Annotated in this window: 11 protein-coding genes; 6 read left to right on the forward strand and 5 right to left on the reverse strand. The window is 63.0% G+C overall.

The features are described 5' to 3' along the window. The 3 genes from BI347_RS11135 to BI347_RS11145 all read right to left on the reverse strand — a co-directional run bounded on the left by BI347_RS11135 (nt 1) and on the right by BI347_RS11145 (nt 2,744). Nucleotides 1–1,002: a hypothetical protein gene (locus BI347_RS11135; RefSeq protein WP_071115885.1), complete on the reverse strand. Its 1,002-nt coding sequence runs from the start codon at nt 1,000–1,002 to the stop codon at nt 1–3. 285 nt (nt 1,003–1,287) lie between these two features. After that, nucleotides 1,288–1,713 carry a hypothetical protein gene (locus tag BI347_RS11140; RefSeq protein WP_071115886.1) on the reverse strand — a complete coding sequence of 142 codons (426 nt, stop codon included), beginning with the start codon at nt 1,711–1,713 and terminating at the stop codon, nt 1,288–1,290. Between the two features lie 329 nt (nt 1,714–2,042). Further along, a complete protein-coding gene (locus tag BI347_RS11145) occupies nt 2,043–2,744 on the reverse strand; it encodes a hypothetical protein (RefSeq protein WP_071112633.1) in 702 nt (233 codons plus the stop codon). 327 nt (nt 2,745–3,071) lie between these two features. On the opposite strand from BI347_RS11145, the gene BI347_RS23550 reads away from it, so the two are divergent. The 5 genes from BI347_RS23550 (at nt 3,072) to BI347_RS24800 (ending at nt 8,419) form a co-directional block, all read left to right on the forward strand. Next, nucleotides 3,072–3,275 carry a hypothetical protein gene (locus BI347_RS23550; RefSeq protein ID WP_139166934.1) on the forward strand — a complete coding sequence of 68 codons (204 nt, stop codon included), beginning with the start codon at nt 3,072–3,074 and terminating at the stop codon, nt 3,273–3,275. Between the two features lie 619 nt (nt 3,276–3,894). Next, complete coding sequence (locus tag BI347_RS11150; RefSeq protein WP_204378031.1) at nt 3,895–4,179, forward strand: c-type cytochrome; 285 nt, start codon at nt 3,895–3,897, stop codon at nt 4,177–4,179. Further along, nucleotides 4,176–5,561 (forward strand): D-arabinono-1,4-lactone oxidase, encoded by a 1,386-nt coding sequence (locus BI347_RS11155; RefSeq protein WP_071115887.1) that lies wholly within the window; start codon nt 4,176–4,178, stop codon nt 5,559–5,561. The genes BI347_RS11150 and BI347_RS11155 overlap by 4 nt, the downstream gene beginning before the upstream one ends. Continuing rightward, nucleotides 5,558–6,832, forward strand: a complete 1,275-nt coding sequence (locus BI347_RS11160) for an alanine racemase (RefSeq protein WP_071115888.1) — start codon at nt 5,558–5,560, stop codon at nt 6,830–6,832. Before BI347_RS11155 ends, BI347_RS11160 begins: the two co-directional genes overlap by 4 nt. A gap of 168 nt (nt 6,833–7,000) precedes the next feature. After that, a complete protein-coding gene (locus BI347_RS24800) occupies nt 7,001–8,419 on the forward strand; it encodes a carbohydrate-binding protein (protein WP_071115889.1) in 1,419 nt (472 codons plus the stop codon). 308 nt (nt 8,420–8,727) lie between these two features. Here the strand turns inward: BI347_RS24800 and BI347_RS11170 are convergent, their stop codons facing one another. Then, nucleotides 8,728–9,489, reverse strand: coding sequence for a DUF2076 domain-containing protein (locus BI347_RS11170; RefSeq protein ID WP_071112638.1), 762 nt, complete (start codon nt 9,487–9,489; stop codon nt 8,728–8,730). A gap of 337 nt (nt 9,490–9,826) precedes the next feature. Then, nucleotides 9,827–11,443: a methyl-accepting chemotaxis protein gene (locus BI347_RS11175; protein WP_071112639.1), complete on the reverse strand. Its 1,617-nt coding sequence runs from the start codon at nt 11,441–11,443 to the stop codon at nt 9,827–9,829. 269 nt (nt 11,444–11,712) lie between these two features. Between BI347_RS11175 and BI347_RS23555 the strand changes: the two genes are divergently transcribed. Continuing rightward, nucleotides 11,713–11,973: a hypothetical protein gene (locus BI347_RS23555; RefSeq protein WP_139167206.1), complete on the forward strand. Its 261-nt coding sequence runs from the start codon at nt 11,713–11,715 to the stop codon at nt 11,971–11,973. Nucleotides 11,974–12,147: the final 174 nt, after the last annotated feature.

The raw sequence follows: 12,147 nt of genomic DNA on the forward strand, positions 1-12,147 counted from the left end.
TCAGAACGAGAAGCGCGCCCCGATCGACGTGGTGTAGCGCGGCGCCAGCTGCACGCCGTTGACGTGCTGATACAGCGGCAATTGCACAAAGCCGTACAGCGAAATCTGCCGGTTCAGCGGCGCGGTGATGCCCGGGCTGAGGTAGACCAGGGTGCCGCCGGTGCTGACGGTGTCGGCGTTGTTGCCGGCATCGTGCTGGACGTAGCGGGCGTTGATCTGCAGCTGCGGCATCCAGCCGGCGAAGCCGGTGTAGCGCACGCCCAGATTGAGGTTGACTCCGGTGCCGGGGCGATACTGATCGGACGAGTCCAGCGCGCTTTGAACCGTGGCCTGGGTGAAGTAGCTCCAGCTGCGGTTGAAGTCGCCGAAGTAATAGGCGCCGACGATGGCGTCGGTGGTGCCGGTGCCGGGCTGCAGGCCACGGTCTATCGGGGCCGGCGCGCCGGGCGCGCTGGGGTCGGTGGAGATGCCGGCCTGGGTGTGGCTGCCGGTGGGCAGCTTGAGGCCGAACAGCAGGCCGAAGTTGCGCGCGGCGGCGAAGCCCTGGTAGCGGCCTATCACTTTCACATCGCCCAGGCCCGAAGTGCTGGAGGTGTAGGCGCCGTCGGCCGGACTGGCGCCGTCCGAGCCGGTGCCCAGCGTGCTGTGGCTGCGGTCGATGTAGGGCAGCTGCACATTCACGCCCCAGTCGTCCGAGAAGGTGTAGTCGAAGCCCAGCGTCAGATACTGGTTGCGGGTGTATTGCTCCACTTCCTGATTGCCCTGGCTCAACTGGCTGGCCGCAGCCGGCGTGATGGCGCCGCTGCCGCTGCGCAGCTGGTTCTGGTCCAGGTAGTCGTAGCGGATGTCCATTTTCAGGCCGGGCTGGGTGGTGAAGCCCTGGCTTTCCCAATCGGAGCTCAGGGTGCAGCCGCAGCTGGCGCAGGCCAGCGCGGAGCCGGACGACGCGGCGATCAAGAGGGCGGGCAGCAGGCGCGGCAGGGAGGCATGGCGAGCAGGCATGGTTTTTCCTTGTAGTGGCATGGCGCGCCGCAGTATGGCCATTTGGCGGGCTCCCGGCCTGCGGCAAAACGTCGCAGCCAAGCATGCGCGCAAGGCAGTTTGGCATGATTGACGGCATTTTGCCGGGACGCTGGCCTTTTCTGTCCGGAAAGGCCAGGAGTATTGGCCGCCGCTGCCAATTCAGGGTGGTTAATTTGTATGAAGCGGGGCGGGGAGGCGTGAAAACCGGGCAGGGGCAAGGGGCTTGCCGGCTGTCCGGTTGGGGAAGATCAGGCTGGGCGCGGCTTAGCGGTCGCGCGGGTAGTCGCGGCGCTCGTCGCGGCGCTCGTCATGATGGTCGCGATGATCGTAGCGGTCGTGATGATCGAAGTGGCGTTGCTGGTAATGCGGCACATATACCCGGTTGTACCAGTCGTCTTTCACGAACAGCACGCGCTGGCCGCAGGCATGGTACTGGCGGCAGTAGCGGCTCCAGTGGCGGGCGTGTTCCGGCGGCACCCGCAGGTAGATGGGAGGCACGCCCACCGGCACCGGCTGCACCATCACGGGTTGGGCATAGACCACTTGCGGTGGCGGGTAGCCGCCGATGTCGATCTGACCATAGAAGCCGGGCTGGCCAATGCTGATGGATACGCCGACATTGGCGGCCTGGCTGGGCATGCTGGTCAGGGATGCGGCGATCAGCGCCGCGGCAGTCATCACGCGTTTCATGTTATCTGTCCTTTTCTGGCATGCAGGGTTGCAAACGTATGTTCGGACTATGGCAGCGTTTTGTTTCGCAAGCGCAAAGATTGCAACAGCAGTGATGTCGATTTGTATACGTTTACAAACATGATTGTGCCCTGATCGTCGATCTGTCCTGAGCGATGGAATCGGTGCGGCGCTTGCCGCGTGTGGATAGCCGGCTGCCGGATGGCCGGCGGTGGCGGCAAGTTTTTCGCGTGCTGGCTTGGCGGGGGGCGGGCAGGGATTGTTTGATGAAACGGCAAGGCGGCTGTCGCCGTTTGCCTTGCCGTTTCAGCCGCGGTGGCTGGCCTGCCTCAGATCGTCTGGAAGTAGAAGCGGTAATCACCTTGGCCAAACAGCATGGACATGCTGGTCAGATTGCTGTTGGCGGGGGTACCGACCAGAGTCAGCTCCGGTATCGAGTCGTAGCCAAACTCGTAATGGTTGGTCTGCCGGTTGAAGGCGAACTGGTAGAAGGTGTCGGTGCTGCCCACCTTGAAGGCGTACAGCCGGTAGTTGCTGCCGTCGAACAGCATCGACCAGCGGTGCCAGTCGGTATCGGGTGGCGCGCCGGTGACGTTGAGGGTGGGAATCGAGTTGTAGCCGTACTCGTAGTGGTTGGTTTCGCGGTTGAAGCCGAACTGGTAGAGCACGGTGGGGGAGCCCAGCCGGCGCAGATACAGCCGGTAGGTGCTGGTGCTGCTGTCGTAGAGCATGGACAGGCTGCTGGCGTCGGCATCCGGCGGCGCGCCGGTGATCTGCAACTCCGGAATCGAGTTGAAGCCGAACTCATAGGAGGAGGTGGCCGGGTTGAAGGCGGCCTGGTACAAGGTGTTGGCGCTGCTGCCCTTGAAGAAATACATCCGGTAATACTCGCCGTCATTGAGCATGGTCCAGCGCGTCCAGTTGGTATCGCTTGGCATGTTGCGGATCGCCATATTGGGGATGGCGCCGCCATAGGCGAACTTGTAGGTGCTGGTGTTCGGAACATAGGCGAACTGGTTGACTGATGACATGGTTGCTTCTCCATTGAGTGGTTGAAATGCTGCAAAGTCCGGTGACATCAGGGCTGGCGCCGGAACCTGCCCGGCGCGGAAGGCGATGCCGGCGCCTGGAACGGGCCGCGCGGCATCGCAACCGCCAGTCACGGCAGCCAGCCGGGCAAGGCGGGCTGGAGATGGCGGCGCTGTCATGGCCCGGTGTTTTCCGGCTGGCGCGGCAGCGCCGGGCCGGACTGGGGCCTTTACCATTTCGGTGTTGATCCACAGTGCCGGAGAAGGGCTGCCGACGCCGTGGCGATGGCGGCAGGCACCCGATCCCGTTCATGAATGGCGGAGCAAAGCTTGCAGCTGGCGGATAACCGAATAGGATTCTGTTTGCCGAATGGCGGAGTTAATTGGAAGCGGCACTTTGCTAATTCAATCAAGCTGGTTTTAAATGGCGATTTTGCCAGCGGCAATGCGGGCATTCATGTCAGTTTTTGGCGTTGCCGTTTGAAAAACAAAACGGCGCCGAGTAAATATTTTGGCAAAAGTCTATATGCCTGAGCCAAAGCGACATCAACTGAAGCAGTTCAATTTGGACAGTTTTATCGTCAGCGGCAAGCGATGAGAATGTCTATTGGAGTTCAATGCCGGACTTGAACCTCGCGTACAATGTTTCAATGGAAATTGAATTTGAAAAGACTGTTCCAACCATAGTCAATCCCGTCTTGGAAAAAAATTACTCAATGGCAAGATAAGAAACACTACTTACGATTGCTGTTGTTTTTCTCTCACATCCGGCGCGGTTATCCCGCCCGATCCTGTCAAGCCGGCCGCCCTGGGGGGGCGACGCTGTCCCCTTCTTGCCTTCGCCGGCATTGCGTTGGTCTTTTGGATGGTATTGGCGGGTAAATATCTACTGTCATAAAGACGGCGGCGATCCGGAAAAAACCGGCGTTATATTTTGCTCCAGGCTCATGGCGAAGCCGTTTTCGCCGCGCCGGGCCGTTACGGAAAGCGAGCCAGTCGAAATATGCGGATCCATTGCAGAGCAAAACGCGGGAGCGGCGCGCCGGCAGGCCGCGTCCGGGCAGGAACTGGCGCGTGGTGGTGGGTCTGTTTGCCCATTGCGCTGGGCCTGGCAGCCTGCGGCGGCCGGGAGGCCAGGCCGCAAGCGGCGGATATGCAAAAAGCCGAGGCCTTGCGTCCCGGCGACGCGGGGCTGGCGGAAAAATATCAGCGCTCCTGTCTGATCTGCCATGGCGCGCCCGCCAGCCAGGCGCCGCTGACCGCTTTTGCCCCCGCTTGGGAGCCCAGGCTGCGGCAAGGCATGCCGGCCTTGCTGGCGCATGTCCGCGACGGTTTCCAGGCGATGCCGGCCCAAGGCTATTGCAATGACTGCAGCGACGACGAACTGGAACGCCTGATCGTCTTCATGGCCGGCGCGCCAACCGGAGCCAATCAATGAAACCACTCGCGATGACCCGCCGACGCTGGCTGCAACTGGGCTCCGCCGCGATGCTGGCCGGCATCGCCGGCCGGGGAGGGACGCAAGCCGCCGCCGGATCCGCCAGCGCTTACCGCTGGCGCAGCTGGACCGGCATCAACCGCTGCCAGGCGCTGGCGCTGGAGATGCCGGCGGACGAGGCCGAGCTGGCGGCGCTGCTGCGCGGCAACGACGCCGCCTTGCGTTGCGTCGGCTCCGGGCACTCGTTTTCGCCGCTGGTGCCCACCGCGGGCCGGCTGCTGTCGCTGGACCGGATGTCGGGCGTGGTGGCGCAAGACAGGACGGCATTGACCGCCACGCTGCTGGCGGGCACCCGGCTGGCGCAGCTGTCGCGGCAGCTGGATGGCCAAGGCCTGGCGCTGCGCAATCTGCCGGATGTGGATGTGCAGACCTTCGCCGGCGCCATCAGCACCGCCACCCATGGCACCGGCGCGCGGCTGCAAGCCTTGCACGCCGATGTGTTGGCGCTGCGGCTGCTGACGCCGGCGGGCGAGGCGCTGGAGTTCAGCCGGGACCGGGATCCGGAGCTGCTGCAGGCCGCCAGGGTGTCGCTGGGCAGCTTGGGAGTGGTCACCCAGGCCACCATCAGCGTGGTGCCGGCTTATTATCTGCAACGCAAGGTCTGGTTGAGGCCGTTGGCCCAGCTGCTGGAGGCGGCTCCGGAATTGGCGCGGCAGCATCGCAATTTCGAATTCTATTACCTGCCCTTCACCGGCTATGCGGCGGCGATCACCCATGACGTCCGGGCCGGCGGCGCGGTGTCCCACCCGGAGTCGAACGACGAGGACATGTTGCGCGAACTGCGCCGGCTGCGCGACTGGCTGGGCCGCGTGCCCGACCTGCGGCGCTGGGTGGCGCAAAAGCTGATAGACCCGGCGCAGACCGAGCTGGCGCTGGACAAGTCCTGGCGCCTGCTGTCCACCGCCCGGCCCACTCCGTTCAACGAGTCCGAATGCCATGTGCCGCGCGAGGCCGGCATCCGCTGCGTGCGCGAGGTGATACGCAAGCTTGAGCAGCGCAACGAGGTGTTCTTCCCGCTGGAGTTCCGCTTCGTCGGGGCCGACGAAGCCTGGCTCAGCCCCTTCTACCAGCGCGACTCCTGCTCCATCGCCGTGCATGCCGCGGCGGGCGAAGCCTACGACTATCTGGTGAGCGATATCGCGCCCATCTTCCGCAAATACCAGGGCCGGCCGCATTGGGGCAAACTGCATGCGCACCGGGCTATCGATTTCGCCGCCCTGTATCCGCGCTGGAACGATTTTCTGCAGCTCCGGCGGCAGTTCGATCCCAAGGGCCTCCTGCTCAATCCGCATCTGCGCCAGGTATTCGGGATCCGCGCATGAACCGGCGCCAAGTGCTGGCCGCTTGCGCTTTGGGCGCGCTTGCCGCCGCGGCATACGCTCTCCGGCCGGCGGTGCGCGGCGGTCCGCATGACGGCTATTTCCGCAAATTGTCCGCCGCGTTGCGGCAGGCCGGCATCGGCACGCCGACGCTGGTGTTGGACCGCGAGCGGCTGCACGCCAACGCGCGGCAGATTCTGCGCAATCTGAATGGCCGCCTGCCGCTGCGGGTGGTGGTGAAGTCGCTGCCTTGCCCGGCCTTGCTGGAAGTGGTGGCGGGCCTTGCCGGCACGCAAAGGCAGATGCTGTTCAGCCTGCCGCAGCTGTTGGCGATGGCGCGGCAGGATCGCGACATCCTGCTGGGCAAGCCGTTGCCGGCGGCGGCGGCGCTGGCTTTCTACCGTCAGTTCGATGGTCGCGGCTTCCAGCCTGAGCGGCAACTGCAATGGCTGGTGGACACCCCGCAGCGGTTGGCGCAATACCGCGAGCTGGCGCGCGGCCAGGATCTGCGGCTGCGAGTCAATTTCGAGATAGACGTGGGTCTGCACCGCGGCGGCATCGCCAGCCTGGAGACGATGCGGAGCATGCTCGACATTGTGCAGGCCGAACCGCGGCTGCAATGGGCCGGACTGATGGGCTACGACGCCCACGTCGCCAAAATTCCCGATCTGCCCGGCCTGCGCGAGCAGGCCCACGCCCATGCGCGCGCGAGGTACGCGGTTTTCGCCGACGAGGTGAGAGCCAGGCCAGGGGTGTTCGGCAGCGCCAAGACGCCATGTTTCAATGCCGGCGGTTCGCCGACCTACCGGCTGTACGACGGTTCCGGCGTGGAGAACGAAGTGGCGCTGGGTTCGGCCATGGTCAAGCCAAGCGGCTTCGACAGCGCCATGCTGGCGGACTTGCAGCCGGCCTGCTTCATCGCCGCGCCGGTGTTGAAGGCGCAAGCGCCATTCGAGCTGCCCTACGGCGTGGAATGGCTGGGCGGCCTGCTGCGCGCCTGGGACGACAACGCCCGGCGCGGCTATTTCATTTATGGCGGCAACTGGTTGGCCGACCCAGTCTCGCCGCCGGGCCTGAGCGGCAGCGGCTTGTACGGCGCCTCATCCAACCAGCAGGTTCTGCTGGGTTCCGGCCGCCAGGCGCTGGCGGTGGACGATACGGTGTTCTTCCGCCCGCGCCAGAGCGAGGCGGTGCTGCAGCAATTCGGCGACATCGCGGTATACGAGCATGGCCGGATAAGCGAGATGTGGCCGGTTTTGCCAGCCACCGGCTAGTGTCGATGCCGGCGGCGCGCGGATCGCAAAGCGGTCGTGGCTGGCTGAAGGGACAGCACCCCTTTTCCGGTCCTGGCCATACCATGCCGATGGCTCAGTTAGGGCAGCGGTGAAGCCGCAACCGGCCGGAGCCGTTCCTTGATCCTTCCACTCGCAAAGGAGTCATGCATGAACCTATTCGCCAAACCCGAGCGCCGCGCGCTGGCTGACGACGCATCGCCGATGCCGCAGCTTCCTGGCCGTTTCATCATGGGTTTCTGGCATAACTGGCCATCGTCGCCCGGCAACGGCTACCAACGGGGACAATCGGCGGATATGGCGCTCACCGACATCCCAGAGGATTACGGCGTGGTAGCGGTGGCTTTCATGAAGGGCGCCGGCATCCCGACTTTCAAACCGTACGATATGAGCGACGAAGCCTTCCGCGCCCAGGTGGCGGAGCTGAACCGCCAGGAGCGGTCGGTGCTGATCTCGCTGGGCGGAGCCGACGCTCATATCGAGCTGCACGCCGGGCAGGAAGGCGCGCTGGCGGAAGAGATCATCCGGCTGGTGGAAACCTACGGCTTCGACGGGCTGGACATCGACCTGGAGCAGAGCGCGATTTCCGCCGCCGACAACGCCACGGTGATCCCGGCCGCGCTCAAGCGGGTGAAGGACCACTACGCGGCGCAGGGCCTGCACTTCATCATCAGCATGGCGCCGGAGTTTCCCTACCTGAAGCCGGACGGCGCCTATGCGGCCTATCTCGCGGCGCTGGACGGCTACTACGATTTCATCGCTCCGCAATACTACAATCAGGGCGGTGACGGCGTATGGGTGGACGAGTTGAACATGTGGCTGGCGCAGAGCGACGACGAGCACAAGGAAGACTTCCTGTACTACCTGACCGACAGCCTGATCCATGGCACCCGCGGCTATCTGCGCATCCCGGCCGACAAGTTCGCCATCGGCCTGCCGGCCAACATCGATGCCGCCGCCACCGGCTTCGTCCGTGATCCAGAGGCGGTGTTCGGCGCGCTGAGCCGGCTGGAGGCGGCCGGCAACCCGATCCGCGGCCTGATGACCTGGTCGGTCAACTGGGACGGTGGCCGCAATGCCGCCGGCGCATCGTACGACTGGGGCTTCATCGCCGATTACGCGCCGTTGCTGGAAGGCGGAGCGGAGGGAGAGCGTCCTGCCGCGCCGGGCAATCTGCGCGCAAGCGAAGCGGGCGAGGATTTTGTCGCGCTGAACTGGCAGGCGCCCGTCGGCGTGGCGCAATACCGTGTCTACCGCGACGGCCAGGCAGTGGGCTTGACCACTTCCACCAGCTATCGCGACAACGGCTTGCGGCCCGGTATGGATTACCGTTACCAAGCGACGGCGCTGGATGAGGCCGGCCGCGAATCCTTGCCTAGCAACAGCGTGGTTGCGCATACCGAAGGCGGAGGGGGCGAGCCGGATTTTCCGGAATGGCGGAACGGCCATTACTACCAGGTGGGCGATGGCGTCAGCTACCAGGGCCGCCGTTACCAGTGCCTGCAGGCGCATGAGTCGAATCCGGGCTGGATGCCGGACGCCGCCATCACGCTGTGGCGGCTGATCTAGGCGCCGCCGGATGGAAAAACCGTCGCGGATGCGGCGGTTTTTCATTTAGCGGCCTTGCGCTTATGCATCGGGCCTGCGTTTCCGCGATGGCCAGGCTCCGGCGCGCTCGCGGTTGTCGGCTGGCTAAGAGATGGCGGTTAATCATGGCGCGCGTTCGCTGCTGATCGCCGTTATTCTCCTGCTGATCGCACACCTGCCGGCATCGCATCGCGGCGCGGAAACGCGATCGGCCCCGGGCAAGCCGCGCGGGGCCGATCTGTCATCGCCAGGCTTGAGCGTGGTGTGCGCTGCCAAGCCTGCGCAGACGCTTAGACGTAGTCGCTGTTGTCATCCGCGGTGTCGTCGGAAGTGTCGGACACCGACGGGTAGTCGTCCTGCGATTGGGATGCCTGTTGGTAGCCGCCGGCGGAGTCGGACTCGTAGTAGTTGTTGACCGTGATGTACTGCTCCACCGGCGCTTCGTGTTCGGCAAAGCCTTGGCTTGAGCCATGGTCAAAACCGCCGCCGCCGCTGTGGCCGCTGTGCTCGTTGCCGCCAAACAGGCTTTCAATGCCTTGCACCAGGAAGGTGCCGGCCGCTACGCCGGCGGCGGTGGTGGCTACATTGCCGAGGAAGCTGCCGACGCCGCCACTCAGAAAACCGGAACGCTGGGCCGGCGCGGGTGGCTGATATGCCGGAGCCGGTTGTTGGTAGGCAGGCGCGGCCGGAGGGTAAGCCGGCGCAGGCTGCTGGTAGGCGGGAGCCGGGGCGGCCGGACGCGGCGCGGCGGGCGCGCCACTCCAGGCGGCGCCGGGGCTAGGGTCAAGGAAAGTGCCGGGCGCGCCAGCGGTGGCCGGGGGAGCGCTGCGGGCGGCTTGCAGATCGTTTTGCACCTGGGCGATCTGCGCCTTGGCGGCATTCAGCGCCTGTTCCTGCTGCATGCAGCGCAGCACCAGCAGATAGGCGGCGTCGGGTTGCGCGGCCACAGCCTGCGTGATGGCGGCGTTGGCTTGCGGGTCTTTGGCCACGCCACGGGTTTGTACCAGTTGGTTCAGGAAATTTTGCAGTGCTTGGGTTTCTTGCGGCGACATGATGGTCTTTCTGGGTTGAACGGGCCGGGATGGCGCAGCCTGATGCTCATTCCGGCAAAAAATGCCAAATTAATTTGTAAACGTATTGTATATGGATTTAGGGTTTTTCAGCAGCGACGGATGTGCGGTTGCGGCGCGAGTGTGAATAGTGGCATTGGACAACTCTGGCATCGGCGGAGATCAGGCCAGACCAATGCCCGTTCATCATGGCTGCTAGCGTTTTCCGCATCGGCATGGGGGAGGGGAGCGGCAGCGTCCTGCCGAGAGGGAAGCAAAAGCGGCTAGCTCATTCATGGGCTGTCCGCAATCTTGAAACCATCCCGGCAGGAGTCTGTGGTTACAGCTTATAGCGGGCAACTACTTTGTTCATTGTCTGCATGGCGTCATCCAGGGATTGCGCGGTGTCCGCAGTCTCTTTCGCCGCGGTGCTCGACTGGTTGGCCATCTGGGAGATCTTCTCCACCTGCCCGGCGATGGTGTTGCAGGCAATCGCCTGTTCCCGGATGGAGTCGGCGATCTCGCCCACCATCTGCAGCGCGGTATTGGACGATTTGCCAATTTCGCCGATGGCTGCCATGGCTTCGTCGGCGCGGATCACGCCGGATTCAACCAACTGCTGGGTTTCGCTCATGCGAGAGGTGGTCTTGCGCGAGGTGTCGGTGACGCCGCGGATCACCTGGTCGATCTCGCTGGTGAGGGTGGCGGTGCGTTCCGCCAGCTTGCGCACCTCATCCGCCACCACGGCGAAGCCGCGGCCGGTTTCGCCGGCCCTGGCCGCCTCAATGGCGGCGTTGAGCGCCAAAAGATTGGTTTGTTCGGCAATGTCCTTGATGCTGCTGACCGAACTGGCAATCCTGCCATTTTGCTCTTCCAGCTCGGTCAGGCTGTTGCTGGCATGGCCAACGGTGCTTGAGATGGAACGAATTTCTTCCGCGGTCTTGGCGATCACCTGCTGGCCATTGCCGGCATGGCGAGTGGCTTCGCCGGTTTGGACATTGCTGTGCTCGGCGCGGTCGCCCACATGATTGATGCTGACAGTCAGCTGCTCCATGGTGGCGGCGATGGCGGCGGAGGCCTCGTTCTGTTGCTGGGCGGCGGTCAGCACATTGCCGGCGGTGCGGGCGAGGTCCGAGGTGTAGCCGGACACCTTGCCGCAGTTTTCCGAGATATGGCTCAGGCTGCGGCGCAGGCGGTCCATCAACTGGTTGAAGGTGGTGGCGGTATTGCCGATTTCGTCATTGGGGTTGTGCACTCTCACTTGCAGCGTGAAGTCCAGCTTTTCGCCTATCTGGTTCATCACGTTGTTGAGTTCGTTCAGCGGCCGGGTGATGGACAGAAAGCTGCGCGCGCCGATGAAGCCCAGCAGCAGCGTGAGGAGAAGGGTGGCGCCGATGCTGATATTGCGCGATGAGTCGATCAGGGATTGGGCATCGGCCACCTCCTTGTTGACATAGCGCTGGTTGTAGTCGATGTGCGCCACAATCGCCTGGCGCAGCTCGTTGCCGACAGGAGTCACCTTGTTTGCCCTGATCTTGCGCGCGCCATCCATGTCGCTGTGCTCTGCTGCCGCCAGCATGGGTTGCAGCGCGGTGTAATACTTGTCCAGCAACTGGGCATCGTTGCGGTAGAGACCGCGGTCCACATCGTCGTTGATCATCTTGTCGTACTCGGCCAGAGCCGCTTTGGCGCCCTGGTATTCTTTTTCGACGTTGGCTTTGGCTATGGCCTGGTCGGCCGGGTTCACCGAGGTCAAGTCCTGCAGGCCAGCCAGGCGCAGCGAGGAGACGGCATTGCTGAACTTGTCCATGGCGGTCAGGCTGGGATAGTCGTTGGTGGCGAAGTTGGTGGCGGTGGTAGCCAGTTTTGATTGGACGTAAAGGCTGAACGAACTGATGCCTATCAAGGCCAGGATGGAAAGCAGAATGAGCAGCAAGATTTTTTTGGATACGGTCATGGCATTTGACTCCGTCTTTGTCGAGCATGGTATTCTATTTTTCTAGTCCATGAATGGATGGGCGGCAATTGCCATTTTGGTTAATAAACTAATCCTAAATGGGGACCTGCCTGGTAATTCTACTTATGCAGAGCGATATTTTGGCCATTTATTCGATGGGGGATAACTGTCTTGGCGGAGTGGAATTTAAGGGAAATTTTTTTAATCTTCCAGATGGTTTTTATCAACTGGCTTATGAATACTCAGAATGACGAACCGCGGCGAGGATATTGCTTTCCCGCAATCCATTCGATGGTTTCTTGAAAAGAATTTCTGCGGCACTCCCCGATTTCATCAAGCAGCGCAGCCTGGTTCCTCAGACGCAGGGCGTCGCAGCCCTGCCTCCTGTTGATTCCGCAGCGCCACAGCGCTTGGTTTTCTTGCCGAGGCGCGGCCATCTTTCTGCACTGCACATTTTCCATTTTTTTCTGCATTATTTGCTTTTGGCATGTCTTATCAATTTCGGAGGCGTGGGTTTGATTGGGTTTTGACTGCGATAAGCAAGCCTACGCCTTTGATCGCTGTGCGGATCGCAGTCTGCGCGGATGCGCGCATTCGGGTAGCAAGAGCCAGGCCATGGCGGAGTCGGCCTTTTCCAATTCAGTACGGTTTTGTCCGCCTGCCGTTTTCTCAATTTGGCAGGCCGCCATTGCCGTTTTCCGGCT

The organism is Chromobacterium sphagni (assembly GCF_001855575.1).
Taxonomy (GTDB): domain Bacteria; phylum Pseudomonadota; class Gammaproteobacteria; order Burkholderiales; family Chromobacteriaceae; genus Chromobacterium; species Chromobacterium sphagni.

Excerpts from the sequence above, each read along its gene's own strand:
- BI347_RS11135 (WP_071115885.1), bottom strand. The coding sequence starts at position 1,002 with ATGCCTGCTCGCCATGCCTCCCTGCCGCGCCTGCTGCCCGCCCTCTTG.
- BI347_RS11150 (WP_204378031.1), top strand. The coding sequence starts at position 3,895 with ATGCAAAAAGCCGAGGCCTTGCGTCCCGGCGACGCGGGGCTGGCGGAA.
- BI347_RS11155 (WP_071115887.1), top strand. The coding sequence starts at position 4,176 with ATGAAACCACTCGCGATGACCCGCCGACGCTGGCTGCAACTGGGCTCC.
- BI347_RS11175 (WP_071112639.1), bottom strand. The coding sequence starts at position 11,443 with ATGACCGTATCCAAAAAAATCTTGCTGCTCATTCTGCTTTCCATCCTG.
- BI347_RS11145 (WP_071112633.1), bottom strand. The coding sequence starts at position 2,744 with ATGTCATCAGTCAACCAGTTCGCCTATGTTCCGAACACCAGCACCTAC.
- BI347_RS11160 (WP_071115888.1), top strand. The coding sequence starts at position 5,558 with ATGAACCGGCGCCAAGTGCTGGCCGCTTGCGCTTTGGGCGCGCTTGCC.
- BI347_RS11170 (WP_071112638.1), bottom strand. The coding sequence starts at position 9,489 with ATGTCGCCGCAAGAAACCCAAGCACTGCAAAATTTCCTGAACCAACTG.
- BI347_RS11140 (WP_071115886.1), bottom strand. The coding sequence starts at position 1,713 with ATGAAACGCGTGATGACTGCCGCGGCGCTGATCGCCGCATCCCTGACC.
- BI347_RS24800 (WP_071115889.1), top strand. The coding sequence starts at position 7,001 with ATGAACCTATTCGCCAAACCCGAGCGCCGCGCGCTGGCTGACGACGCA.